The sequence below is a fragment of the Streptomyces sp. NPDC020917 genome (assembly GCF_044333795.1).
Lineage (GTDB): Bacteria > Actinomycetota > Actinomycetes > Streptomycetales > Streptomycetaceae > Actinacidiphila.
The window spans coordinates 90,343-116,706 of sequence record NZ_JBIRRR010000014.1; the positions used below are offsets into that span (position 1 = coordinate 90,343).

Annotated in this window: 19 protein-coding genes; 13 read left to right on the forward strand and 6 right to left on the reverse strand. The window is 72.3% G+C overall.

Going from position 1 to position 26,364, the window contains the following annotated elements; translation table 11 throughout:
• Positions 1–35 precede the first annotated feature (35 nt).
• Positions 36–3,416: a pyruvate carboxylase gene (locus ACH4TG_RS26705; RefSeq protein WP_398245061.1), complete on the forward strand. Its 3,381-nt coding sequence runs from the start codon at positions 36–38 to the stop codon at positions 3,414–3,416.
• A 71-nt stretch (positions 3,417–3,487) separates the two neighbouring features.
• Here ACH4TG_RS26705 and ACH4TG_RS26710 read toward each other — a convergent pair whose 3' ends face one another.
• A complete protein-coding gene (locus ACH4TG_RS26710) occupies positions 3,488–6,217 on the reverse strand; it encodes a sugar-binding protein (protein WP_398245062.1) in 2,730 nt (909 codons plus the stop codon).
• A 164-nt stretch (positions 6,218–6,381) separates the two neighbouring features.
• Positions 6,382–7,353 carry a LacI family DNA-binding transcriptional regulator gene (locus ACH4TG_RS26715; protein WP_398245063.1) on the reverse strand — a complete coding sequence of 324 codons (972 nt, stop codon included), beginning with the start codon at positions 7,351–7,353 and terminating at the stop codon, positions 6,382–6,384.
• Positions 7,354–7,536: 183 nt separating this feature from the next.
• On the opposite strand from ACH4TG_RS26715, the gene ACH4TG_RS26720 reads away from it, so the two are divergent.
• The 9 genes from ACH4TG_RS26720 (at position 7,537) to ACH4TG_RS26760 (ending at position 18,954) form a co-directional block, all read left to right on the forward strand.
• Positions 7,537–8,916 (forward strand): ABC transporter substrate-binding protein, encoded by a 1,380-nt coding sequence (locus ACH4TG_RS26720; RefSeq protein ID WP_398245064.1) that lies wholly within the window; start codon positions 7,537–7,539, stop codon positions 8,914–8,916.
• Positions 8,913–9,872, forward strand: a complete 960-nt coding sequence (locus ACH4TG_RS26725; protein WP_398245065.1) for a carbohydrate ABC transporter permease — start codon at positions 8,913–8,915, stop codon at positions 9,870–9,872. Before ACH4TG_RS26720 ends, ACH4TG_RS26725 begins: the two co-directional genes overlap by 4 nt.
• A complete protein-coding gene (locus ACH4TG_RS26730) occupies positions 9,869–10,813 on the forward strand; it encodes a carbohydrate ABC transporter permease (protein ID WP_398245067.1) in 945 nt (314 codons plus the stop codon). The genes ACH4TG_RS26725 and ACH4TG_RS26730 overlap by 4 nt, the downstream gene beginning before the upstream one ends.
• A 59-nt stretch (positions 10,814–10,872) precedes the next feature.
• Positions 10,873–12,168, forward strand: a complete 1,296-nt coding sequence (locus tag ACH4TG_RS26735) for an enolase C-terminal domain-like protein (RefSeq protein ID WP_398245068.1) — start codon at positions 10,873–10,875, stop codon at positions 12,166–12,168.
• On the forward strand, positions 12,165–13,067 hold the full coding sequence (locus ACH4TG_RS26740) for an NAD-dependent epimerase/dehydratase family protein (protein WP_398245069.1): 903 nt from the start codon (positions 12,165–12,167) through the stop codon (positions 13,065–13,067). The genes ACH4TG_RS26735 and ACH4TG_RS26740 overlap by 4 nt, the downstream gene beginning before the upstream one ends.
• Before the next feature lie 100 nt (positions 13,068–13,167).
• Entirely contained in the window at positions 13,168–14,961 is a 1,794-nt protein-coding gene (locus tag ACH4TG_RS26745; protein ID WP_398245070.1) for a glycosyl hydrolase family 28-related protein, read from the forward strand.
• Positions 14,962–15,015: 54 nt separating this feature from the next.
• Complete coding sequence (locus ACH4TG_RS26750; protein WP_398245071.1) at positions 15,016–15,987, forward strand: acetylxylan esterase; 972 nt, start codon at positions 15,016–15,018, stop codon at positions 15,985–15,987.
• A 46-nt stretch (positions 15,988–16,033) separates the two neighbouring features.
• Complete coding sequence (locus tag ACH4TG_RS26755; protein ID WP_398245072.1) at positions 16,034–17,659, forward strand: FAD-dependent oxidoreductase; 1,626 nt, start codon at positions 16,034–16,036, stop codon at positions 17,657–17,659.
• Positions 17,660–17,712: 53 nt separating this feature from the next.
• A complete protein-coding gene (locus ACH4TG_RS26760) occupies positions 17,713–18,954 on the forward strand; it encodes a cellulase family glycosylhydrolase (protein WP_398245073.1) in 1,242 nt (413 codons plus the stop codon).
• A gap of 66 nt (positions 18,955–19,020) precedes the next feature.
• Here the strand turns inward: ACH4TG_RS26760 and ACH4TG_RS26765 are convergent, their stop codons facing one another.
• Positions 19,021–19,941: a LysR family transcriptional regulator gene (locus ACH4TG_RS26765; RefSeq protein ID WP_398245074.1), complete on the reverse strand. Its 921-nt coding sequence runs from the start codon at positions 19,939–19,941 to the stop codon at positions 19,021–19,023.
• A gap of 118 nt (positions 19,942–20,059) precedes the next feature.
• On the opposite strand from ACH4TG_RS26765, the gene ACH4TG_RS26770 reads away from it, so the two are divergent.
• A complete protein-coding gene (locus tag ACH4TG_RS26770) occupies positions 20,060–21,574 on the forward strand; it encodes an MFS transporter (RefSeq protein ID WP_398245075.1) in 1,515 nt (504 codons plus the stop codon).
• A gap of 49 nt (positions 21,575–21,623) precedes the next feature.
• Here the strand turns inward: ACH4TG_RS26770 and ACH4TG_RS26775 are convergent, their stop codons facing one another.
• From ACH4TG_RS26775 to ACH4TG_RS26785, 3 genes are all read right to left on the reverse strand, one after another.
• Complete coding sequence (locus tag ACH4TG_RS26775) at positions 21,624–22,247, reverse strand: hypothetical protein (protein ID WP_398245076.1); 624 nt, start codon at positions 22,245–22,247, stop codon at positions 21,624–21,626.
• Positions 22,244–23,959 carry a PHP domain-containing protein gene (locus tag ACH4TG_RS26780; protein WP_398245077.1) on the reverse strand — a complete coding sequence of 572 codons (1,716 nt, stop codon included), beginning with the start codon at positions 23,957–23,959 and terminating at the stop codon, positions 22,244–22,246. The genes ACH4TG_RS26775 and ACH4TG_RS26780 overlap by 4 nt, the downstream gene beginning before the upstream one ends.
• A gap of 154 nt (positions 23,960–24,113) precedes the next feature.
• On the reverse strand, positions 24,114–24,620 hold the full coding sequence (locus ACH4TG_RS26785) for a cupin domain-containing protein (RefSeq protein ID WP_398245078.1): 507 nt from the start codon (positions 24,618–24,620) through the stop codon (positions 24,114–24,116).
• A 138-nt stretch (positions 24,621–24,758) separates the two neighbouring features.
• Here ACH4TG_RS26785 and ACH4TG_RS26790 point away from each other — a divergent pair, with 138 nt between their 5' ends.
• Together ACH4TG_RS26790 and ACH4TG_RS26795 are read left to right on the forward strand one after the other, a co-directional pair.
• Positions 24,759–25,193, forward strand: a complete 435-nt coding sequence (locus ACH4TG_RS26790; protein WP_398245079.1) for an RrF2 family transcriptional regulator — start codon at positions 24,759–24,761, stop codon at positions 25,191–25,193.
• Positions 25,190–26,107, forward strand: a complete 918-nt coding sequence (locus ACH4TG_RS26795) for a DsbA family protein (RefSeq protein WP_398245080.1) — start codon at positions 25,190–25,192, stop codon at positions 26,105–26,107. Before ACH4TG_RS26790 ends, ACH4TG_RS26795 begins: the two co-directional genes overlap by 4 nt.
• The last annotated feature ends 257 nt before the right edge of the window (positions 26,108–26,364 follow it).

The window sequence follows — 26,364 nt, forward strand, 5'->3', positions numbered from 1 at the left end:
CGACCGACGGTCCGGCCGAAGAAGCGGGAGACGCAATGCTCCGGAAGATCCTCGTTGCCAACCGTGGTGAGATCGCGATTCGGGCGTTCCGCGCCGGCTATGAGCTGGGCGCGAAGACCGTCGCGGTGTTCCCGTACGAGGACCGCAACTCGTTGCACCGGCTGAAGGCCGACGAGGCGTACGAGATCGGCGAACCGGGCCATCCGGTGCGCGCGTACCTCTCCGTGGAGGAGGTCGTGCGCGCGGCGCGCCGGGCGGGCGCGGACGCGGTCTACCCGGGGTACGGCTTCCTGTCGGAGAACCCCGCCCTCGCGCGGGCGTGCGAGGAGGCCGGCATCACGTTCGTCGGCCCCGGCGCGGACATCCTGGAACTGACGGGCAACAAGGCGCGCGCGGTGGCCGCCGCCCGGGCGGCCGGCGTCCCGGTGCTCGGCTCCTCGCAGCCCTCCACCGACGTGGACGAACTGGTCCGGGCGGCGCGGGAGCTGGGCTTCCCGCTGTTCGTCAAGGCCGTGGCCGGCGGCGGCGGGCGCGGGATGCGGCGCGTCGAGGACCCGGGCACGCTGCGCGAGTCCATCGAGGCGGCGTCCCGCGAGGCCGCCTCCGCGTTCGGCGACCCGACCGTGTTCCTGGAGAAGGCCGTGGTCGAACCGCGGCACATCGAGGTGCAGATCCTCGCGGACGGCGAGGGCAACGTCATCCATCTCTTCGAACGCGACTGCTCGGTGCAGCGCCGGCACCAGAAGGTGATCGAGCTGGCGCCCGCGCCGAACCTGGATCCGGAGCTGCGCGCGCGGATCTGCGCGGACGCGGTGCGGTTCGCCCGGCAGATCGGCTACCGCAACGCGGGCACCGTGGAGTTCCTGCTCGACCGGGCCGGGAAGCACGTGTTCATCGAGATGAACCCGCGGATCCAGGTCGAGCACACGGTGACCGAGGAGGTCACCGACGTCGACCTGGTGCAGGCGCAGCTCAGGATCGCCGCCGGCGAGACGCTGGACGATCTCGGACTTTCGCAGGAATCGGTGCGGCTGCGCGGGGCCGCGCTCCAGTGCCGCATCACCACCGAGGACCCGGCGAACGGCTTCCGCCCCGACGTCGGCCGGATCAGCGCCTACCGCTCGCCCGGCGGCTCGGGCATCCGCCTCGACGGCGGAACGACCCACGCCGGCACGGAGATCAGCGCGCACTTCGACTCCATGCTGGTCAAGCTGACCTGCCGGGGCCGCGACTTCGGCGCGGCGGTCGGCCGCGCCCGGCGGGCCGTGGCGGAGTTCCGCATCCGCGGCGTCGCCACGAACATCCCGTTCCTCCAGGCCGTGCTGGACGACCCGGACTTCCGGGCCGGGAACGTCACCACGTCGTTCATCGAGCAGCGGCCGCACCTGCTGACCGCGCGCCACTCCGCCGACCGCGGCACGAAGCTGCTCACCTACCTCGCCGACGTCACCGTCAACAAGCCGCACGGCGAACGCCCCGCGCTCGTCGAGCCGACGACCAAGCTGCCGCCGCTGCCCGGCATCGAGCCGCCCGCCGGCTCGCGGCAGCGGCTCCTCGAACTGGGCCCGGAGGGCTTCGCGCGGTGGCTGCGCGACGCGCCGACGATCGGGGTCACCGACACCACCTTCCGCGACGCCCACCAGTCGCTGCTGGCCACCCGCGTGCGGACGAAGGACCTGCTGGCGGTGGCCCCCGTGGTGGCACGGACGCTGCCCCAGCTGCTGTCCCTGGAGTGCTGGGGCGGCGCGACCTACGACGTCGCCCTGAGGTTCCTCGCCGAGGACCCCTGGGAGCGGCTCGCCCGGCTGCGCGAGGCCGTCCCGAACATCTGCCTGCAGATGCTGCTGCGCGGCCGCAACACCGTCGGCTACACGCCCTACCCGGCCGAGGTCACCGACGCCTTCGTCGAGGAGGCCACGCACACCGGCATCGACATCTTCCGGATCTTCGACGCCCTCAACGACGTCGACCAGATGCGGCCCGCCATCGACGCCGTGCGCCGCACCGGCACCGCGGTCGCCGAGGTCGCCCTGTGCTACACCTCCGACCTGTCCGACCCGTCCGAGACGCTCTACACCCTCGACTACTACCTGGAGCTCGCCGAGAAGATCGTGGCCGCGGGCGCCCACGTACTGGCGATCAAGGACATGGCGGGACTGCTGCGCGCCCCGGCCGCGGCGAAGCTGGTGACCGCGCTGCGCAGGGAGTTCGACCTCCCGGTGCACCTCCACACCCACGACACCGCCGGCGGCCAGCTCGCCACCTACCTGGCGGCGATCGGCGCGGGCGCGGACGCGGTGGACGGCGCGGTGGCCTCCATGGCGGGCACCACCAGCCAGCCGTCGCTGTCGGCGATCGTGGCCGCCACCGACCACTCCGACCGGCCCACGGGCCTGGACCTCGCGGCGGTCGGCGACCTTGAGCCCTACTGGGAGGTGGTGCGCAAGGTCTACGCCCCCTTCGAGGCCGGGCTGGCCGCGCCCACCGGGCGCGTCTACCACCACGAGATCCCCGGCGGCCAGCTCTCCAACCTCCGCACCCAGGCCATCGCGCTCGGTCTCGGCGACCGCTTCGAGGACATCGAGGCGATGTACGCCGCCGCCGACCGCATCCTCGGCCACCTGGTGAAGGTCACCCCCTCCTCGAAGGTGGTCGGCGACCTCGCGCTCCACCTGGTCGGCGCGGGCGTGTCACCGGCGGACTTCGAAGCCGAGCCGCAGCGCTTCGACATCCCGGACTCGGTGATCGGCTTCCTGCGCGGCGAACTGGGCACCCCGCCCGGCGGCTGGCCGGAGCCGTTCCGCACCAAGGCCCTGCAGGGCCGACCCGCCGCCAGGCCCGTCACCGAACTGACCGACCAGGACCGCGAGGAACTCGACAAGGACCGCAGGGCGGCCCTGAACCGGCTGCTGTTCCCCGGCCCGACGAAGGAGTTCACCGCCCACCGCCACAGCTTCGGCGACACCAGCGTGCTGGACAGCAAGGACTTCTTCTACGGGCTGCGCCCCGGGAAGGAGTACGCGGTGGACCTCGAACCCGGCGTCCGGCTCCTGATCGCCCTCGAAGCCGTCGGCGAGGCCGACGAGCGCGGCATGCGCACCGTCATGTCCACCCTGAACGGCCAACTGCGCCCCATCCAGGTGCGGGACACCACCGCGGCCTCCGACATCCCCGTCACCGAGAAGGCCGACAAGTCCGATCCGCGGCACGTGGCCGCCCCGTTCGCCGGCGTCGTCACGCTGACCGTCGCCGAAGGCGACGAGGTCGAGGCCGGCGCCACCGTGGCCACCATCGAGGCGATGAAGATGGAGGCCACCATCACCGCCCCGCGGGCCGGGACGGTCTCCCGCCTGGCCATCAGCCGCATCCAGCAGGTCGAGGGCGGAGACCTCCTGGCGGTGATCGGCGAGGGGTGAACGTCCGGCCCCGGCACCGGCGCTCGGTGAGAGCGCCGGCCCCGGGGCCGTGGTGACGGGGCGTCAGGCCGTCAGCCGGTGAGTTCGGCGGGGTTGAAGAGCGAGGAGTTCTTGGCGCCGCCGATACCGCCGCCCCACTCGATCCAGCCCCTCCGTCCGGTCCCGTCGTTGTCGTTCACGAGCAGGGACAGGCTGATCAGGCGGTCCGCCGGCTGGATCGGCTGCAGGTGGGACCACGGGACGGCCAGTTCGTACGTCGTCCGGTGGGTCGCCTCGTCCCTGGTGATCGCGACCTGCGCACCCGGGATGGCGCCGGAGCTCTCGCCGTCGGCCACCCAGCGGTACAGCTGGGGTCCCGACGTGGTGAGCGCGGCCCCGATCTCGCTCCAGGCGGTCTGCTCGCCGGGCGCACCGCTGCCGACGGCGAACTGCAGGGAGTCGCCCTGCCAGATGTCGCTGCCCGTCCCCGGTTGCGAGTGCACGTCGTCGGTGATGTCGGCGGACACGTAGAGGTTCTGCTGGTCGTAGGTGAACCACAGTGAGCCGCTGAGATCCGACGCGCCCCCGTAGCCGCTCATCTGGACCGTGCCGTCCTCCGGCAACCGGATCGCCGGGAGGCCGCTGAGGTCGTCGAGCTGCCCGTCGACGGTGATCGTACGCGAGGGGACCGCGGTGGAGGAGCCGGCCGCCACCGGCTTCACGGTGCCGCTGAGGTCCAGCGTCGGCTGCCCCTGCACGGTGAGCTTCGCGGTGTACGGGGTCTGCGTCGTGCCGGCGCTCAACGGGATGTCGACCTGCTGCCGCCCGCCGCTGGGCACGGCCACTCCCTGGAGCGCGGTGCCACTGGCCGATCCGAGCGTCCAGTCCAGCGCGCCGAGCGTGTGGTCCGTGGCCGACAGGTTCGTCACCGACACCCGCAACTGCTGCGCGCCGCTGCCGTCCATCACGTGCTTCGCCTGCAACTGCAGGGCGTCGCGCACCGTGAGGTCGGCCCGGAGCCGGCCGATGCGCCGGTCGGCGCTGTAGACGTCGCCGACGAGCGAGCGATCACCGGCGCCGCCGGGCGCCGGCAGGCTGATGGCCAGGGTGCGGGACTGCCCCGCGGGCACCTGGACCGGATAGGTCCCGCCCGCCAGCTTGAGCCGCAGGGCGAGCGGCTTCCGGCCGCCGGTGTTGTCCGCCGTCCAGTTCACCGTGAGCGGGTCGCCCACGAACGCGGGCCGCGCCGCAAGCGAGGAACTGCCGTCCGCGGTCACGGCGGTGACCGGCCCGGTGACGTACAGCGGGTCGCCGGTCAGTGCCAGGGTGACGTCGCCCCGATCGTCGGGGGCGTACGTCTCGGCGTTGCCGTAGAGGTCGGTGACGGTGAGCTTCGTGCCGGTGTGCAGGCTGACCGAGGTGGGGGTCTCCGACCACAGCGCCCGCAACGGCGCGTCCCCGCGGGTGAACACCAGGTCGTGGACACCGGCGCCGACCGCCTCCTCGCGGTCGAACGCCGCGCCGCTCAACTGCCGGGTCAACGCGGCGTAGGCGGCGTAGGCGGGCTTGGGGGTGTAGGCGCCGAGGGGGTCGGCGGGGTTGTGCAGCAGCCCGAAGTTGTGCTCCAGGTTGCCCGGGTCGGTGCCGTCGTTGACGAAGTCGTACGAGAAGTAGCGGGCGGCTCCGCCCGCGACGGCCAGGAGACCGGAGCGGACCAGGTCGGCGGCCTGCTGCGTCTCGCTGCCGGCCGTCACGTTGGTACCCGTCGGCCACCCCTGCTCGGTGATCCAGACGGGCTTGGACGCGCCGCCGTTGTACCGCTTGACGAGGTCCTGCAGTTGGGCCAGGACGGGGGCGAGCCCCTCGGGGGCCTGCGGGTACATGTAGGGATGCAGCGAGACGGCGTCCGTGTAGCGCAGGCCGCCGAGCCTCATCCACTGCTCCAGCCACTGCATATCCGTGCCGGCCAGGGTCGGCGCCACCAACGTGACGTCGGGGTGATCGGCCTTGACGGTCTCGTACACGGCCTTCTGCAGGGCGAAGTAGCTCTCCGGCGTCCGCTGGGTGCCGCCGAAGCCGATGTTCCACTCGTTCCAGATCTCGTAGGCGGCGACCTTGCCGGCGTTGTGCCCGACCAGCGCGTCGGCGTACTTCGCGAACGCGGCGATGCCCTCGGCGGACGTGGGGGCCTGGCCGCCGTCGTAGTTCGGGTTGCCGTAGTCGAGGATGACCAGCGGGGCGACGCCGTTCCCGGCGAGCTGGTCACGGTAGGCGTCATAGGGGAAGTCGTACTGGCCCTTGGTGCGTTCGACGGATCCCCACATCATCTCGTCGCGCTCGTTGGTGAGACCGGCCTTGGCCATCAGGGGGACCGAGTCCGTGGTCACGCCGGGGAAGCTGTAGTGCGCGGAGACGCCGAACGGCGAACCGCCGGCCGCGACGGGGCCGGGCGGGTCCAGCCGGGCGAGCGTGGTGGTGGCCGTGCCGAGGACGGTACCGCTGCGCGACGCGGTCACCGCGACGCTGAACCAGCCGAGGCGGTCGAGCGGCAGGCGCAGCGCGGTCCGGCCGGCCTGTACGGGTTGCTGCCCCTTGGCGACGACCGTGCCGGCCGTGTCGGTGGCCGTCCACGCGAGCGCGTCACCGGTCGTGGTGACGTCGACCTCCGGCGTCCGACCGGCAGTGAAGACATTGCCCACGGTCGCCTCCGAGAGGGCGATCGAGGGGGTGTCGGCGGCGTGCCCGGCACCTGGGGTGAGGGCGACGGTCATGGGCGCGAGCAGTGCCAGAGCCAACCATCGAGCGGCTCTCGTGAGATTCACCGAGACCTCCAGTCCCGTCATGCGAAACGTTTGGCATGAGGTGGCGTCAGACTGGTGAAGGTCGTGACCGATGTCAATACCCGGAGCCGAAGTCTCCGCGACGACGCGGTCGTTCGGCTCGGGCAGGCGTGCGGAAAGGGGTGGTTCGGGTGTGAAGGACGGGGTTAGGCGCTGTCCCGCGCCACCACGGCAGGGGCGTACAGCACGCGCTGGCGGATCGCCTCCGGATCCTCGAGGCGCTGCAAGAGCAGCCGGCCCACGCCCTGCCCCTGCTCGTGCGGCCGGACCGACACGGTGGTCAGGGCGGGGGAGATCAGGGCCGCGGCCTCGATGTCGTCGAAGCCCATCACCGCGACGTCGTCCGGGATGTGCAGGCCGCGGGACCTGGCGGTGTCGATGGCGCCTATGGCCACCATGTCGTTGGTGCAGATCACGGCCTTCGGCGGCTGCGGAAGGTCCAGCAGCCGGCCCATGGCCTCGGCCCCGCCCGCACGGCTGAAACTCGTGCGCGCCACATAGGCCTTGCGGTAGCGCGCGTCCGCTTCGGCCAGCGCCTTGCGGTACCCCGCCACCCGGTCCGCCGGCGGGCCCTCGCGCTCCGGGCCGGTGATGAAGGCGATCCTGCGGTGACCGCGGTGGAGCAGGTGCTGGGTCGCGAGTTCGCCGGCCGCGACGTCGTCGGTGGACAGCACGTCCACCCCGGGGCCCGGCGTCCCCGCGCCCACCAGCACCACCGGCGTGCCGTTGGCCACCAGGGGCGCGACGTCGCGACGGTGGTTGAAGTAGCCGGCGAAGGCGACCGCGTCGACGCTGCGGGCCACCATCTGCTTGAGCGCCGCCTGCTCGCTGGCGTGGTCGCCGTCGGTGTTGCAGACGAACACCTGGTAGCCGTCGGCGCCCACCACGTCCTGCAGGCCGCGGGCGAGCGAGGTGTAGAACGGGTTGGTGATGTCCGGGATGATCAGCGCGATCGTGTGCGAGCGCCTGGTACGCAGGCCGCGGGCCAGCTGGTTGGGCTCGTAGCCCATCTCGCGCACGATCTCGAGCACGTGCTCGCGCGTCTTCTGCGCCACATGGCGGTGCCCGGAGAAGACATAGGACACGGTCGTGGTGCTGACGCCGGCCCTCTTGGCCACGTCGGTGATGCTGACGCGCCCGCGATCGTCGGACCCCGCCACCGAACCTCCGTTTCCTGTGCGGGCCGCAGCGTACCCCACCGGTTCCCGCACGCCTATTGACTGGCTCGGAGCGCCGTGGCAGCTTCGTCTCCAGTCCAGATGCCAATCGTTTCGCATCCATGTTACGGCAGGAGCGCGTCCATGCATCGCACTTTCGTCTCCGGGGTAGCCGCCCTCGCGGTGGCCGCGGCCCTCACCGGCTCGCTGGCTGCCTGCTCGTCCAGCGACGGTGGCAGCACCGACGGGAAGGTGAGTATCACCGTTCAGGGGCTGCCGCCCACCAGCGACCCCACCGGCCGCAAGGCCTTCCAGGCCAGGGTCACCGCGTTCGAGAAGGCCAACCCCAAGATCAGCGTCAAGGCGACGGACAACGCGTGGGATCCGCAGACCTTCGCCGCCAAGCTGGCCGGCGGCAGCGCGGAGACGATGGTCGCGGTACCGCTCACCGAACCGCAGGGCCTCATCGCCCGCCGGCAGGTCAAGGACCTCACCTCGGCGCTCAAGACCTGGCCGCAGTACAGCCAGTACAACCCGAAGCTGCTGCTGCCCAGCAAGGACGCCGCCGGCAAGGTCTACGGCCTCACCGCGCCCGGCGGGGCCTACAGCATGGGCCTGATCTACAACCGGGCGCTGTTCGCCAAGGCCGGTCTCGACCCCGACAAGCCGCCGACCACCTGGGACGAGGTGCGGCAGGCCGCGAAGGCCATCCACGACAAGACCGGCCAGGTCGGCTACGCCGAGACCACCACCAAGAACACCGGCGGCTGGCACCTGACCTCCTACACCTACTCCCGCGGCGGGCAGATGGAGAAGAAGGACGGCGACAAGTACGTCCCCGACTTCACCGGCCAGCCGACCCAGGACGCCCTGCAGCTCCTGCACGACATGCGCTTCACCGACAACTCCATGGGCAGCAACCAGCTCCAGAACCAGACCGACGTCTGGCGCCGGTTCGGCGGCGGGCAGGTCGGCATGTTCATCGACGGCGCGGGCTCGGTCGGCCCGATCGTGCAGCAGTACGGCGGTACGCTCAAGGACTTCGGGATCGGCGCGATGCCGCAGGACGGGGGCAACGCCACCCAGCTCGGCGGCACGGTGCTCATGGTCACGGCCAAGGCCACCCAGGCCCAGACGGATGCCGCCGTCAAGTGGATCCTGTTCGAGTACGTGGAGCCCTACTACGACCCCCAGGCCGCGGTGGCGCAGGCCAAGATCCTCGCCGCGGACCCCAAGAACCTCATCGGGATACCGGCGGTGGCCGCCTTCTCCGACACCGTGCAGCAGAAGGTCGACGCGGCCCGCAAGCCGTACGTGAACGTGCCGCTGAGCAACTTCCAGCCGTACGTCACGGGTGACGCCAAGCTCGACCTGCTGCCCGAGCCCCCGGTGGCGGCGCAGAACCTCTACGCCGCGCTCGACCCGGTCGTCCAGGCCGTGCTCACCAAGAAGGACGCCGACCCCGCCGCCCTGCTGCAGCAGGCCGCCCGACAGGTCTCGGCAGACCTGGAGCGCGGTCAGTGAGCTCGACCGACCTGCGCTCCGCCCCGAGCGGCCCGGCGGCCCGCCTGGCGAAAGCCGTACCCGGGCAGGCCCCGCGCCGCCGGGTGCGGCAGCGCACGAGGAACGACCTGGTGGCGCTGCTCTTCCTGCTCCCCGCGATCTTCTGCTTCGGGTTCTTCGCCTGGTGGCCGCTGGTCAAGGGACTGGAACTGTCGTTCCAGCAGACCAACCTCGTCGATCCGGCGCAGTGGGTCGGGCTGACCAACTTCCGCCACGTCGCGGACGACCCGCTGCTGGCGACGGCGGTCAAGAACACCCTGCTGTTCGCGGGTCTCGCGCTGGTCATCGGCTTCCCCGTGCCGCTGCTGCTCGCCGTGCAGATGTCGACGCTCCGCCGGCTGGGAGGGCTCTACCGCTACCTGGTGTACCTGCCGGTCATGCTGCCGCCCGTGGTGGGCGTCCTGCTCTGGCAGATGTTCTACGAGCCGGACCACGGCCTGTTCAACAAGGCCCTGGGCGCCGTCGGGCTCGGCCCCTACCCGTGGCTGCAGTCGACGCACTCGGCCATGCTCAGCCTGGTACTGGAGTCGACCTGGGCCAACATGGGCTCGGCGGCCCTGATCTACCTGGCCGCGATCACCCGGGTGCCGGCGGAGCTGTACGAGGCCGCCGAGACCGACGGCGCCCGGATCTGGCGCCGCGTCTGGCACATCACGCTGCCGCAGCTGCGCGGCACCGTCCTGCTGCTCCTGCTGCTCCAACTCATCGGCACCCTGCAGGTGTTCGCGGAACCGTACCTGATGACCGACGGCGGACCGGAGAACGCCACCGTCACCGTGCTGCTGCTGATCTACCGCTACGCCTTCGTCGACGGCGACTACGGCGCCGCGAGCGCCATGTCGCTCATGCTCGCGGCGGCCCTGTCGCTGCTGTCCGCCGTGTATCTGTGGTCCACCCGCCGCTGGAGCACCTCATGACCCTGATCTCCGACCACGCCTCCCCGCAGGCGCAGGATCGCCCGGCGGCCCGAACGGACCAGGAGCCGGTGAGCCGGCTCATCTCGCCGCACGACCGGCAACGCCCGGCGGTGCGTGTGGGGTTGCGGCTCACCGAGGTCGTCGTCCTGGCGCTGCTGCTGGTCTTCTGCGCGGGACCCGTGCTGTGGATGTTCAAGGCGGCGGTCTCCCCGGCGAGCGACGTGGTCGCGCACCCGCTGTCGGTGTGGCCCTCGCACACCCGCTTCGGCAACCTGTCCGAGGCGTTGACCTCGCTGGACATCGGCCGCTACCTCCTCAACAGCGTCGTCCTCGCCGCGGGCTGCCTGGCGGTCCAGCTGATCGTGTCGACCTGCGCCGGCTTCGCACTGTCGGTGCTCAGACCCCGCTACGGCAAGGCCGTCTACGCGCTGGTGCTGGCCACCCTGCTGGTGCCGGCGACGGTCAGCCTGGTCCCGCTCTACCTCACCGTGCAGCACATGCCCGGGCTGGGCACGAACCTCATCAACTCCTTCTGGGCCGTCTGGCTGCCAGCCGGCGCCAACGCCTTCAACGTGCTGCTCGTCAAGCGCTTCTTCGACGGCATCCCCGCCGAACTGTACGAGGCGGCCAAGGTCGACGGCGCCGGCCCGCTCACCCTGCTCCGGCGGATCGTGCTGCCCATGTCCCGGCCGGTCCTGGCCGTTGTGTCGCTGTTCGCGCTCATCGCCTCCTGGAAGGACTTCATCTGGCCGCTGATCGCCATCACCGACCCGCACAAGCAGCCCATCTCCGTGGCCCTGCCCCTGATCGCGAAGACCTCCGACCAGGGACTGCTCATCGCCGGACTCTTCCTGGCGAGCGTGCCGCCGCTGCTGCTGTTCGTGATCTTCCAGCGGCAGGTCGTCAACGGAGTGGGCGGCCACACGGGCTCCAAGGGCTGAGCCGGCCACCCCGGCTCCAAGGGCTGACCGCCACCGCTACTCACAGAACCAGGACACACATGACCGAGCACCGTCCCGACCGCCTCCTGGACGCCACCGGCGCCCTGCCCCAGGCGGCGCCGCCCTGGACGCATCGCGACAACCTGCGCGTCACCCGCGTACGGGCGATCGTCACGGCGCCGGAGGGGATCCCGCTGGTGGTGGTCCGCGTGGACACCTCCGACGACGGCCTCTACGGACTCGGCTGCGCCACCTTCACCCAGCGCTACGAGGCAGTCGTGGCAGCGGTGGAGGGGCACATGGCGCCGCTGGTGACCGGGCGCCACCCCGCCGACATCGAGGACATCACCCGGCTCGTGCACTACTCGGCGTACTGGCGCAACGGCCCCGTGCTGAACAACGCGCTGTCCGGCGTCGACCAGGCGCTGTGGGACATCGCCGGCAAGCGCGCCGGCCTGCCGGTGTACGAGCTGCTCGGCGGCCGTTCCCGGGCCGCCGTCGAGGTCTACACGCACGCCGCGGCCCCGACGATCGAGGAAACCCTCGATCAGGCCGAGGAGTTCATCGCCCGCGGCTTCCGCAACGTGCGGCTGCAGACCGGCCAGCCGGGCCTCGGCGCCTACGGAGCCCCGGGCAGTCCCGGTGGCTACCCGCGCTCGCCGCACCCCGACGGCTGGGACGCCGAACGCTACGTGCGCAGTACGCCCGCGCTGTTCGCCGCCGCCCGCGAGCGGCTGGGCCAGGAGATCAACCTGATGCACGACGTGCACAGCCGGCTCACCCCCAAGCAGGCGGTGATCCTCGCCCGGGCCCTGGAGCCGTACGGGCTGTCGTTCCTGGAGGACGTCATCGCGCCCGAGCACTACGACCGGCTGCCCGAGGTGCGGGCCGCGTCCCCGGTGCCGATCGCGGTCGGCGAGCAGATCGGCTCGGTGACCGACGCGGCCCGGCTGGTCAGGGACGGCGGCGTGGACCTGCTGCGGCTCCACACCTCCTCGGTGGGCGGCCTCACGCCGACCCGCAAACTGGTGGCGCTCGCCGAACTGTGCGGCGTGCGGACCGCGTTCCACTCGCCGGGCGACATCTCCCCGGTCGGCGTGGCGGCGAACCTCGCCGTCGACGTCTCCACTCCCGCCTTCGGCTTCCAGGAGTCGCACGACTACAACGACGCCACCCAGGAGGTCTTCCCCGGCACACCCGTCGTCCACGACGGCCACCTCACCCCCTCCGCCGAACCCGGCTGGGGCGTGGACCTGGACGAGAAGGCGGCGGCGGAGCATCCCCCGACGAAGTTCCTGCACGAGAGCTGGTCGGCCCGGGTGCGCCGGCCCGACGGCGGGCTGGAGGCCCCGTGACCGCCGCCCGCACCGGCCAGGCCCGGCAGCCCCGGCGGGTCCTCGTCACCGGCGGCGCCGGACTGGTCGGCAGAGCCGTCAACCGGCTGCTGTACGCCCGTGACGTCAAGGCCACCGCTCTGGTGCTGGAGGACCCGGGGGATCTGCCCGTCGACAGGGTGGTCACCGGGGACGCCGGAGACCCCGCGGCCGTACGCGAGGCACTGGACGGCGTGGACTCCGTCATCCATCTCGCCGCGCGGCCCTCGCCCCATCACGGCACCCCGCTGGAGGTCTTCGCCGACAACACACGAGCCACCTTCACGGTGCTCGAGGAGGCCGGGCAGGCCGGCATCACCAGGGCGATGATCGCCAGCAGCTACTCCATCCTCGGGCTGGCCTGGGCCGCCACCCGGCTGCACCCCGCCTACTACCCGATCGACGAGCAACTCCCGCTGCAGGTCACCGATCCCTACGCGCTGTCCAAACAGGCCGACGAGGCCACCGCCCGGATGATGACCCACCGCCACGGCATGGACATCGTCGCGATCCGCTACCCCTTCATCTCCGACGAGGCCCGGATGGCGGAGCGGCTGGCCATCACGCTGGCGGACCCGGGCGCGGCGGCCGCCGACTCGTGGGCCTACCTGGACATCGACGACGCGGCCGAGGCCGCCTGGCGGGCGGTCACGGAGCCGCTCAGCGGTTTCCACGCCGTGTTCACCTCGGCCCCGGACATCCTCGCCCCCTACCCCACGCAGGACCTGATCGCCGCCTACCACCCGCAGACCCCGCTGCGCCGTCCCCTCCCCGGCCGCCGGACGCCGATCGACACGGCCGCAGCCGTCCGGCTGCTGGGCTTCACCCCGCGATCCGTGACCGGACTCGACGAGCAGCCGCTCGGGGTGGCGGCGGGCTGACGGCAGCTCGGTGCCCAAGGCCGGCCGGTCCGGCAACTGCTCCAACCCCACGAGACCGCGGGGCGGCGGGAACGCCGCCCCGCACCGAAAGGAGCACGAGATGTCCTCGGCCGCCACGCCCCGCACCCGGGTGCGCCGCGCACTCGCCTCGGGGGGCGCCTGCGTCCTCCTCGCCTGCGCCGGACTGCTCACGCCGGCCGCCCCGCCCGCGGCCGCCGCGACCGCCGCCGCCACCGGCGGCAGCGGCGCGAACCTGCCCTACGCCGAGGTGCAGGCGGAGAACTCCGCCACCAACGGCACCGTGATCGGCCCGAGTTACACCCAGGGGCAGCTCGCCGACGAGGCGTCGTACCGCAAGGCGGTCACGCTGTCGGGCAGCGGCAAGTACGTCACCTTCACCACGCCGGTGGCGACGAACTCCCTCGACCTTCGCTACAGCATCTCCGACACCTCGGACGGCTCGGTCCGCACGGTCCCGCTGTCGCTCTCCGTGGGCGGCGTCCAGCAGCCGGACCTGACGCTGACCAACGCCTACAGCTGGTACTACGGCGCCCTGCTGCCCTTCACGAACACCCCCGGCGCCCACCCGCACCACTTCTACGACGAGGCGCACCGGCTGCTGCCGCAGACGTATCCGGCGGGCACCACCTTCACGCTCCAGGTCCCGTCCGGCGGCGCCGCCACGACCATCGACTTCGCCGACTTCGAGAACGTCGGCCCGGCACTGGGCCAGCCCTCGGGCTCGGTGTCGGTGACCAGCAAGGGCGCCGACGCCACCGGCGCCGCCGACTCCACCGCGGCCTTCAACGCGGCCATCGCGGCGGCCGGTTCGGGCGGCACCGTGTGGATCCCGCCGGGTACCTTCAAGGTCCCCGGCCACATCATCGTCAACAACGTCACCGTCGCCGGCGCCGGCATGTGGTACTCCACGGTCACCGGCGCCGCGCCCGGCTTCTACGGCAACGCCGCACCGGCCCCCAGCACCCATGTGCACCTCCAGGACTTCGCGATCTTCGGCGACGTCCAGGAGCGCGACGACAGCGCCCAGGTCAACGGCATCGGAGGCGCGCTGTCCGACTCGACGGTGTCGCGCCTGTGGATCGAGCACATGAAGGTCGGCGCCTGGGTGGACGGCCCGTTCGACAACCTCACGTTCAGCGGCATGCGCATCCGCGACACCACCGCGGACGGCGTCAACTTCCACGGCGGGATCACCAACTCCAAGGTGACCGGCAGCGACATCCGCAACACCGGCGACGACGGCATCGCCGCCTGGGCGCACAGCCCCCTCGGCGCGGACGTGAACGACACCTTCTCGAACAACACCGTGCAACTGCAGATGCTCGCCAACGGCATCGCGATCTACGGCGGCCACGACAACACCGTCAGCGGCAACCTGGTGCAGGACTCCGGCATCACCCAGGGCGGCGGCATCCACGTCAGCCAGCGGTACTCCTCCACCCCGGTGGGCACCACCACCATCACCGGCAACACCCTGATCCGCGACGGCGACCTCGACCCCAACTGGGGGTTCGGCGTGGGGGCGTTGTGGTTCGACGGCAGCGAGGGTGCCATCATCGGGCCGATCAACGTCACCGACGCGCTGATCGAGCAGAGCCCGTACGAGGCGATCCAGTGGGTCGAAGGCACCATCAGCAACGTGAACCTGAGCAATGTGACCATCGCCGGCACCGGCACCTTCGCCCTGCAGGAACAGACCCCCGGCTCGGCGACGTTCACCGGCGTCACCGCCACCGGGGTCAACGGCCCCGCGCCGGTGTACTCCTGCGAGGGCAGCAGCTTCACCGTCGTCGAGGGCATCGGCAACTCCGGTATCAGCGGCACGTACTGCGGCGCCTACCCGGCCCCGGTCTACCCGCCCTACCCCGCCTGACGATCCCCGACCCGCCCCCACGCCTCCACGACCGTCCCAGCGAAAGAGTCCCCCGTGTTCGTCGACATGCCCTTGGCGGAACTGCGTTCCTACCGTCCCGAGCCCACCGAGCCCACCGACTTCGACGCCTTCTGGCAGCGCACCGTGACGCAGGCCCGCGCGGCCGCCGGGCCCGCGCGTTTCGAGCCCTGCGAGAGCGGGCTGCGCACGGTGGAGGTGTTCGACGTGACGTTCAGCGGATACGCCGGGCAGCCGGTGCGCGCCTGGCTGGTGCTGCCGCGCCACATCGAGGGACGGCTGCCCTGCGTGGTCCAGTTCATCGGCTACAACGGCGGCCGGGGCCTGCCGCACGAGTACCTGACGTGGTCGGCGGCCGGTTACGCGCATCTGGTCATGGACAGCCGCGGCCAGGGCAGCGGGGGACACGCGCACGCCGTGACGGCGGACCCCGACCCGGTGGGCACCCCGGCCACTCCGGGGTACGTGACCCGGGGGATCGGCTCACCGGAGACCTACTACTACCGGCGGCTGTTCACCGATGCCGTCCGCGCCGTGGACACCGCCGGGGAGCATCCGCGGATCGACCGGGACCGGGTGGCGGTGCACGGGGGAAGCCAGGGCGGTGGCATCGCCATCGCGGCTGCCGGACTGGCGCGGGGAGTGGCCGCGGCCATGGTCGACGTGCCGTTCCTGTGCCACTTCCGGCGGGCGGTGGAGATCACCGACGCGCATCCGTACCGCGAGATCACCACCTACTGCGCCACCCATCGCCTGTCGGAGGAGCAGGTGTTCGCCACGCTCGACTACTTCGACGGCGTCAACCTGGCGGCGCGGGCAGCCGCACCGGCCCTGTTCTCCGTGGCGCTGATGGACTCCGTCTGCCCGCCCTCCACGGTGTTCGCGGCGTACCACCGTTGGGCAGGGACGGACAAGGACATCACCGTGTGGAAGTTCAACGGCCACGAGGGCGGCAGCGCCCACCAGACAGCCGAGCAGATCCGCTTCCTCGCCAAGGCCCTCGCCTGATGCCGCGGCATCGACCGGATGCCGGCCCTCTTCGGAAAGGACGACCATGACGGTGCAGGAGACGGAGGTCCTGGTGGTCGGCGGGGGTCTCGGCGGTGTCGCCGCCGCGCTGGCCGCTGCCCGGCTGGGGCGTCGTGTCGTGCTGACCGAGGAATCGCCGTGGCTGGGTGGCCAGATGACCTCGCAGGCCGTGCCGCCGGACGAGCATCCGTGGATCGAGTCGCAGGGCGCCACGCGCAGTTACCGTCGGCTGCGGCAGAACATCCGTGACTACTACCGGCGCACCTACGACCTGAGTGACGACGCCCGTGTCGCGCCGCTGCTCAATCCCGGGGGCGGGCTGGTCAGCGCGGTCTGCCACGAGCCGCGCGTGGGGGTCGCCGCGATCGAGGAACTGCTGGCTCCCCACCGGGCCGATGCCCGGGTGCTGGTGCTCACCGGGCACGAGCCGGTCGCTGCCGAGACCGACGGGGACCGGGTCACCGCGGTCACCGTGCGGTCCAGGGAGTCGGGGGAGCGGCTGACGATCACGGCCCCGTACGTCCTGGACGCCACCGAACTGGGCGACCTGCTGGAACTGGCGGGCGTCGAGCACGTCACCGGTGCCGAAAGCCGCGCGCAGACCGACGAGTTGCACGCGCTGGAAGGCCCGGCGAAACCGCTGGACCAGCAGTCGTTCACCTGGTGCTTCGCGATGGACCACCACCCCGACGGAGACTTCACGATCGACCGCCCCGCCGACTACGCCTTCTGGCGCGGCTACCAGCCGGACATCTGGCCCGTGCCGCTGCTGTCCTGGGAAGACGTGCACCCGCGGACCCTCGCACGAAGGCACCGGCCGATCTTCGCGCACCCCGACTCGCCGCGCGGACACGTGGCCGACGACTGGTGGAACTACCGCCGGATCCTCAGCGCCGCCCACCACGTACCCGGGCGGTACGCCAGTGACATCACCCTGGTGAACTGGCCGCAGATCGACTACATGGCGGGTCCGCTGACCGGTGTGGACGAGCGGACCCGGGCCGGTCATCTGGAGGCGTCCCGGCGGCAGAGCCTGTCGTTCCTGTACTGGATGCAGACCGAGGCGCCGCGACTCGACGGCGGTACCGGATATCGCGGACTGCGGCCCCGCGGTGATGCGCTGGGTGGCGGTGACGGGCTGGCGATGCGGCCCTACATCCGCGAGTCGCGCCGCATCAGGGCCGAACTCACGGTGCTGGAGCAGCACGTGGGCGTCGAGGCCCGGGAGAAGGCGGGTCTGCCGGCCGGCTCCGAGGTGTTCGCGGACTCGGTGGGCGTCGGTGCGTACCGCATCGACCTGCACCCCGGTTCCGGCGGTCCTGACGGGCCGAGCACCTACATCGACATCGCCGACCACCCGTTCCAGATACCGCTGGGCGCGCTGATCCCGCAGCGGGTGGAGAACCTGCTGCCGGCCGGCAAGAACATCGGCACCACGCACGTCACCAACGGCTGCTACCGGCTGCACCCCGTGGAGTGGAACATCGGCGAGGCCGCGGGCGCGCTGGCCGCGCACTGCCTCGACACCGGCAGCACACCCCGGGCGGTCCGCAACGACCCGGCCCGCCTGGAGACCTTCCAGCAACTCCTCACCACCGCACTGGGCTTCCAGCTCCACTGGCCCGAACACCTCAGAACCGCCGCCCTGTAGGGCATCGCCCCCGCCGGCGACCCACCCGACCACCACCGGAGAACGCACAGGACATGAGCGACTCGCGCACACCGACCGGGGCATCCGCCGCGACCGCCGCCAGGCCGCCCCGCTTCGGGGTCAACTACGTCCCCTCGCGGGGGTGGTGGTACAGCTGGCTGGACTGGGAGCCGTCCGCCGTCGCCGCCGACCTGCGGGCGATAGCCGGCCTGGGCATGGACCACATCAGGATCCACTGCCTGTGGCCGGTCTTCCAGCCCAATCCCGGGCACATCAGCCCCACCGCGCTCGACCGCCTGCACGAGCTCATGGACATCGCCGACCGCTGCGGGCTGGACGTCAGCGTCACGGTCCTGAACGGCTGGCTCAGCGGCTTCTACTTCCGTCCCGCCTGGCAGCACGAGAAGGTCGGCATGTTCGCCGACCCCGGGGCCGTCGCCGCGCAACTCGACCTCCTGAGCGCCATGGCCGAGCGCATCGGCACCCACCCCCGCTTCCTCGGATTCGACATCGCCAACGAACCCAACGTGCTGTGCCACTTCACCGGCAACGCCACCACCAGGGAGCAAGGGGACGCCTGGACCAGGCGCCTGCTCGGCCACTGCGAGACCCTCGTGCCAGGCCGGCTGCACGTCGCCGGGTTCGACCACGAGCCCTGGCTCACCGACTCCGCACCGTTCAGCCGCGACGTCCTGGCCGGCACCGGCGCCGCCACCCCCGTCCACGCGTGGATCGAGTTCACCGGGGCCCTCGCACGCTACGGGCACCCGTCCACCGGCACCCGTCACCTCGCCGAGTACCTCCTGGAACTCGCCAGAGCCCACCAGGCCGGACCCGAACGGCCGGTCTGGCTGCAGGAGTTCGGCGCCGCTCCCCAGTGGATACCCGCCGCGGACATCCCCGGCTTCGCCGAGGCGTCCGTCGACGCGGCCCTGACCTGCGACCGCCTCTGGGGCATCACCTGGTGGGCCTCCCACGACATCGACCGGGGCCTCACCGGCTTCGCCGACCTGGAGTACGAGCTCGGCCTGCTCACCACCGGCAACCGCCCCAAGCCCGCAGGACAGCGGCTCGCCCGTCTCATCGCCGGCCTGCGCGACCGCCCGCCGCAGCCTGTCGCCAGGACCACGGCCCTGCTCCTTGACGAGACCCGCGCCCCGGACTGGGCGTTCGCCGATCGCTTCTTCGCCCTCGTCGACGCGGGCACGCACCCTGCCATCGTCCTCGCCGGCCGGGTCGACGAGCCCGGGCATCTGGAGGGGCGGGGGATCGAGCACGTCATCGACCCGCGCTGACGCCGCCGCCCAGGGGACTCCCGACGACTCCCCGGCGCCCCCGGCTCCCCGGCGCCGCCGGGCCGTTCACCCCGCCGCAGCGGGGCGCGGCCCGGTGCCTCCCGCGCGGGACGGCTCGCCGTGGAGGGGGTGGATGCGGTGGGTGTGCGCGAGGATCGCCGTGGTCAGCGCCTCCACGGGCTGGGCGGGGGCGTGCGGGTTGGTGAGCAGCACCAGGTCGATGTCGCCCAGTTCGGGCAGACCCGCGCCGACGGGGAGTTCCACCAGGTCACCGGGGAGCAGGCTCCGGGTGAAGATCCCGAGGCCGAGCCCCGCGCGGGTGGCGGCCAGCGCGGCGTTGACCCCGCGCACCGTGCAGACCACCCGGTGCCTGATGCCGGCCTGCTCCAGCTTCTGGACGGCCAGCGCCCGGCTGGGGCTGGGCGCCGGGTAGACGATGAGCGGCACCGGTCGTTCCCCGGCCCATTGAAGTCCGGTGCCCTCGGCGGCCGCCCACACCAGCCGGTCCCGGCGGACCAGCCGCCCCCACCCGTCGCCCGCGGTCGACTTGAGGAACGCGATGTCGAGGTGGCCGGACTCGACCCGGCGTTGCAGGTGCACGCCCTGGGAGACGCTGAGGTCCAGATTGATGCCGGGGTTGAGGTGCCGGAACTGCCGCAGGATGCGGGGCACCTGGGTGAGCGCGAGGTCGTCGGTCACCCCGAACCGCAGCCGCCCCCGCACCCCGGCGGCGCTGAAGTAGTCCGCCGCCTGGGCGTGGGCGGCGAGGATCGAACGGGCGAAGCCGACCATCGCCTCCCCGTCGACCGTCAGCGTCACGCTGCGGGTGTCGCGCACCAGCAGCGGCCGCCCCACGGCCTGTTCGAGCTTGCTGATGTGCTGGCTCACCGTGGGCTGCCCGAGCCCCAGCGTCGCCGCGGCCTGCGTGAAGCTCAGCGACTGGGCCACGGCCAGGAAGGTGCGTACCTGCTCCGGAGGAAGGACCACGGCGCCATGCTAGCCGCACCCATTGCGACATCCAATAAGACTTATTGAATCCATTCCCCTTTCCAATCAGTGCCGGGTCGCCAACGATGGATCACGACCCGATCTTGGAGGAGGAACGGTGACCAGGGCGCCCGGCGGACGCACCGAGCTCGCGGTACGAGGAGGCGGCACGGCGCGGCAGGCCGCGCCCCGCAGACGGGGCGTCGTCGTCGCCGCGCTCATGCTCACCACGGCGCTGGCCGCGCTCGACTCCACGATCGTGTCGACCGCCGCGCCGCAGATCGTCGGGGACCTCGGCGGCTTCTCCCTGTTCTCCTGGCTGTTCTCCGGCTACCTGCTCGCCGTGACGGTCTCCCTGCCGATCTACGGCAGGCTGTCGGACACCATGGGCCGCAAGCCGGTGCTCATCGCCGGCTCGGTGGTGTTCCTCGCCGGCTCCCTGCTGTGCGCCGGCGCCTGGAACATGGCGGCGCTGATCGCCTTCCGGATCGTGCAGGGCTTCGGCGGCGGCGCGCTCCAGGGCACGGTCCAGACGCTCGCCGCGGACCTGTACCCCATGGCCGAGCGGGCCAGGATCCAGGCGAGCCTGTCCACGGTGTGGGCGGTGTCGGCGATCACCGGTCCGCTGCTCGGCGGAGTCTTCGCCGAGTACGCCGGCTGGCGCTGGATCTTCCTGATCAACCTGCCGATCGGCTCGGCCGCGCTGTGGCTGGTCGTCCGCCACCTCCATGAGCCCGGCCGCCGGACGGCCGAGCGCCGGCGCATCGACTGGGCGGGCGCGGCGGCGGTGTTCGCCTGCGGTGGCGTGCTGACCACCGCCCTGGTGCAGGGCGGCGTGGCATGGCCGTGGCTGTCGGCCCCGTCGCTCACGCTGTTCGCCGCCGGACTCGCCCTGATCGGCGTGGTCGTCGGCGTCGAACGGCGGGCGGCCGAGCCGATCATGCCCGGCTGGGTGTGGCGCCGCAGGCCGATCGCCGCGGTCAACCTCGGCCTGGCCGCGCTCGGCCTGCTGACCGTGGCCCCCAGCCTGGTGCTCCCGACCTACGCCCAGTCGGTCCTGGGCCTCGGCCCGGTGGCCGCCGGATTCGTGCTGTCCGTCTGGACGCTCAGCTGGCCGGCCGCGTCGGCCCTGAGCCAGCACGTCTACCGGCGTATCGGCATCCGCACGACCGCGCTGCTCGGCATCGGCACGGCGACGCTGGTCCTGTTCGCGTTCCCGCTGCTGCCGTACCCGGGGCAGGCATGGCAGCCGGCCGCCCTGATGCTGGTGCTGGGCGGCGCCCTCGGCCTCTTCTCGCTCCCGCTCATCGTCGGCGTGCAGTCGGCGGTGGGGTGGTCGGAGCGGGGCACGGCCACCGGCTCGATCCTGTTCTGCCGGCAGACCGGCCAGACGCTCGGGGCCTCCGTCTTCGGCGCCATCGTCAACGCGGTGCTGTCGTCACGGCTGGGCGGCGCCGAGGACCTCAACTCCGTCTTGGGCGCGTCCCGTTCGGGGGCCGCCCAGGAGGCGACTCGGCGCGCGGTCGCCGCCGCCGTGCACGCCGTCTACCTGGGTGCGGGATGCGCCGCGGCGGCGGCGTTCCTCGTCGTCCTGTTCCTCGCGCCGCGCCGCTTCCCGGTGCACCAGGAATGAGCCGGGCGCTGCCCCGCGTCACGGCGAACCCGCTTGTGCGGAGCGGGAGTCAGTCGTGGTCGGCGCAGCAGGGCGTGGGGTTGGGCACCTCGAAGGGTGCGAGCGTCCCGCCGGCCGCCGGGACCAGGACGAGGGTCAGCAGGCCCTTTCGCCACTCGGGTCGCACATGGTCGCGGGTGAGCACCGGGGTGCCGGGGTCCGGCGCCTCCGCGTCGGGCGCGCCCAGCACGACGACCCGGTCGACAGCTGTGACGGCCAGCAGCTCCGCAAGTACGACGGTGCCGGTGAGGCGGTCCGCGCCGGGGTAGAGCACCGCCCGCCCACTGCTGCGCCGGGCGTGTTCGGCTGCCCCCTGCGCCGCCGAACGGGCCGGCGCGGCCGGGCCGTACGCCAGGTCGCCGAGCACGGCCCCGAAGTCCGGCTCCGGATGGGCGAGTCCGCCCAGGCGCTGCCATGCGGCCAAGGCGGTGTCCGGGTCGGGGAGGGCGAACGAGACGGTCGTCCCGCGCCGTTCCGCGGTGCGGATCAGATGCGTGCAGGCCGTGGTGCCGCCGGGGAGGCCGAGGCCGCCGGCGAGCCGGTGGACCAGGTGGTCGGCCTCGCGCAGGCTCGCCGTGCCGGCGTCCACCCCGATGACGGAGTGGACGCCGGTCACGTGATGGGGTGCCGTCATGCGGGCAGGACCCACATCGGGTTGGAGTAGAACCACAGGTCCTTCCACGGGTCGGCGTCGCCGACGACGTCGATGGCCGGGCCCGCCGGGTCCACCGCAGCACCGTTCAGGCCGACCGCGGAGCGGTTGCCGTCGGTGCCGCGCAGCCGCACGTAGAGCGGCTGGTCCACCCGGCCGAGGGAGTAGGTCAGCCGGACGGAACCGGTCGACTTGTTCACCTCGAAGGACTTCACGACCTTGGTGTCCGGGGTGGCGAAGGCGTCCTTGTCCGAGACCCGGCCGGTGACGGCGCCCTGGATGACGTCCACCCGGGCCAGCTTCGGCACGAACTGAGCCCAGTTGGGGCCGTTGGCCAGGCTGATCTCGATGACCAGGTCGACCTGGCTGCCGCGGCGCACCAGCAGCGAGCCGCCGAGCGTGACCGCCTTGGACCCGGAGCGGACCTGGGCGTCGAGCCCGCTGATCAGCCCGCCGTGGTCGACCCAGACGCGGCCGGCCCGGATGCCGTCCATGACCGCCTGGTAGGCGAAGGACGAGGCGCCGACGTGGGTGCGGGAGTACTGGCCCGGCCAGAAGTCGCCGTCCTTGAGGTTCAGCCCACCTCCGTAGACGGGGTCCGCGTAGCGGCCGTCGGCGTTGAAGTCGCCGTTGGGGCCGCGCACGGAGGAGTCGGCGTAGACGTTGTGGGAGTCGGAGTTGGCGGTGATCCACCAGGGCTTGCCCTCGGCGAGCAGGCTGTCCCACAGCCCGCCGACGGTGGCGGTCATCCAGTCGAACCCGCCCCAGGTGCGGTAGCTCTCCAGCGGGTAGCCGGGGAACGAGTCGGCGCTGGGACTGCCGTCGTAGTAACCGCGGCCCTCGCCCGGACCGTTCGGGGCGGGCATTCCGGCGGCCTGGTGGCCGGGGGCGCCCTCCATGCCGACCGCGATCGTGGGCTGGGCGTCGCGCCAGCCGCGGATCTCGTGCGGGGAGTCGATGCCCTTGCGGGCCGGGTGGTTGGCCAGGAAGAGGGCGTCCTTGACGTTGCGGCGGCGCACCTGGTCGGCGAGGAAGTTGAGGCCGGCGATGGCCAGTGCCTCGTTGGCCGGGGTGTTGCCGCTTGCCTGCTTCACCGAGCCGTCGAAGGAGTTCTCGAACTCCTTGAGCACGGCGACCTCGTTCTTGCCCGGGTGGACGAAGACGGTGCCGTGCTCGGCGGCGGGGATGTTCCACTCCAGGCCCTGGAAGACCAGGGTGTCGCCGATCCTGTCGCGGGCGTCGACGATGTCCGGGTTGACCTTCTCCACACCGATCTTGGCGTGCGTCTCGCTGCCGTGGTCGGTGATCACCATCCAGTCCAGACCGTGCGCGTTGGCCTGGCGGACGTGGTCGATGACGCGGTACTTGGCGTCGGAGCTGTGCTGGGTGTGGATGTGGTGGTCGCCCGCGAGCCAGAGGTAGCCGTGCGGGCGGGAACTCTGCGAGGAGGCCGACGAGGCCGCCGCGGCCGGGGACGCGGCCGCCTGGCCGGCGCCGGTGAGCACGCTGCCGGCCGCCAGGCCGGCGCCCAGCAGGCCGGTGCGGCGGAGCATGGACCGCCGTGAAAGCTGGCTGGGCGTCAACTCGGTGTCGGGAACCGACATGTCGAGGGCGGGCGGCAGGGACGTGGCGTCGTCGCTGCCGTGGTGGTGATGGTGGTGGTGACCCGGGGCGTGGGTGTGGCCGTGGCTCAATTCAGCTCCCGCTTGCAGCACGTGAACACTCAAGGGACGCTATGGAGTCTGCAAAGCTTTGTTAAACGGTGCGAGTCACGGTGATGGCGCGTCCGGGAATCCCGGATGTGCAGCGGTGGTCGAAACCGTGAACGGGGTGCGCGGCCGGGCGCGGTCAGCCGTCCTCGTGTTCCAGCGCGTACAGCTCCGGGAGGTTCACCACGATCGCCTCCTGCGTGCTGCGGGCGATGACGACCACGGCCTCGTTGGCCGGATCCGGGTTCTCCTCGCGGTGCGGCACGAACGGCGGGACGAAGATGTAGTCGCCGGGCGCGGTGCGCAGCCGCACCTCCTCCGGCTTCGGTCCCGAGCCGTCGAGGAAGACGAACTCCGGGTGGCCGCTGACCACGTAGATGGCGGTCTCGGACGCGCCGTGGTGGTGGTCGGAGGAGGACGTGGAGGGAGCGACATGGGTCTGGCCCATCCAGAGCTTCTCCGACCCGGTCGTCCTCCCGCTGACCGCGGCGAACCGGCGCATGCCCTCGGTCTGGGCCGTGCCGTCGTCGAGCGCGTCGCCGCGGATGTGGTGAAGCCGGGTGCGCAGGGAGGCTGCCGGCGCTCCGGCGGCATCGCCGAGGTGGGGGTGGAAGCCTTCGCCGGGAGTGGTCAGCGGGTCGCTCATGGGTCGGACGCTAGGGCCGCCCGGAAAAAGATGTCAAGGGGTGTCCATTGCCCTTCACCTGCGGCAATGTTCCCGCAACGAACGCGGGGAGCAGGCAGCGGCCCTGGCAGCGGCCGGCCGGTCGGGCATCATGAGCGCATGCATATCTCCGCGAAGGCGGACTACGCCGCGCGGGCCCTGCTGGAGCTGGCCCGCGAACCCGCCCGCCCCCTGACCTGCGAGGCCATCGCCTCCTCGCAGGCGATCCCGTTCCGCTTCCTGAAGTCCGTGGTGGGCGAGTTGCGCCGGGCCGGTCTGGTGCGCAGCCAGCGCGGCTGCGAGGGCGGGTACTGGCTCGGCCGGCCTGCCGACGAGATCACGCTCCTGGACGTCGTGCGCGCGGTGGACGGCGAGTTGATCACCCTGCGGGGCGCGTCGCTGGCCGGCCTCGACTACCCCGACCCCGCCGCCGCGCTGCCCGGGGTGTGGCGCCGGATCGAGACGGACGCCGCCACCCTGCTCGGCGCCACGACGCTCACCGCGCTGCTGCCCCAGGGGGCGGCGGCGCGCAGGGAGCCGACGGGAGCCGTATGACGCGGACCGACGGCCGCGCGCCGGTCGACGTGGTGGAGTACACCGACCCCATGTGCCCCTGGGCCTGGGGGTCGGAGCCGGTCTTCCGCAGGCTCCGCGCGGCCCTCGGCGGCCGGGTGGGCTGGCGTCGGGTGTACGGCATCCTCTTCGACCACGACGACGACCCCGCGCCCGACCCGGCCGCGGAGACCGCGTGGTACGGAACTTACGTCGAGGACATCAGCGGCCACACGCACGCGCCCCGGCCGTTCCGGCTGAGCCGGGTGGCGGCGAGTTCGTGGCCGTCCTCGCTCGTCGCCAAGTCGGCCGAGGCGCAGGGCGCTTCGGTCGCCGACCGGGTGCTGCGCCGGCTGCGGGAGAGCGTCTTCGTGCTGGGCGAGCCGGCGGACACGCCCGAACGGGCGCTGTCGGCGGTGCGGGGCGTGCCGGGTCTGGACCTGGACCGGCTCGCCGCCGGCGCGGCATCCGCGGCCGTGGCGGAGGCGGTCCGCCGCGACCGCGCCGAGGCGCGCCGCCCGGTCCCCGACGTCCTGTCCCCGCGCGGCGACTCCCCGCACCCCGGCGCCGCGCGGCAGACGCCGGACGGCGGGCACCGGTACGCGCTGCCCACCCTGCTCCTCCGGTCCCCGGCCGGAGTCCGTGCGGTGCCCGGCTGGCGGCCGTACGAGGAATACGTGGCGGCTTTCGAGGCGCTCGCGCCGGGGCTGCTCGCGGACCCGGCGGCCCTTGGTTCCGATGCGGCACTCGCCCGGTACCGGAGCCTGACCGATCCGGAGCGCGCTGTGCTGGCGGCGGGCCCCTGGGACCCGGCGCGAGCCGTCCGGGTGGAGACGGCCGGCGGCCCCCTGTGGCTGCACCCCGACGAGGCCGCGGTGCACCCGGCCGCCGGCCCCGGCGCACCGTCCTTTTCCTGAAGGGCCTCTGAGCTGCGGTCAGAGCCCGTCCCACCGAATGAGACACCAATTGGTGTCCATTGACAGCCGGCGACGGCTGACCCCAGGATGAGCACCATGCTCACGACGCACCCCGGTGTGGTGTGCCGCTACGTGGACCTGCGGCGCACCTGCAGCGCTCTCTGTCGCTGACCGACCGCCTCCCACGGCGCGCTGGAGCCTGAGCTCCCGCCCCTCCGAACCGCAGCCCTGCCGTTCCCCTCGCCCCGGTGCCCGTC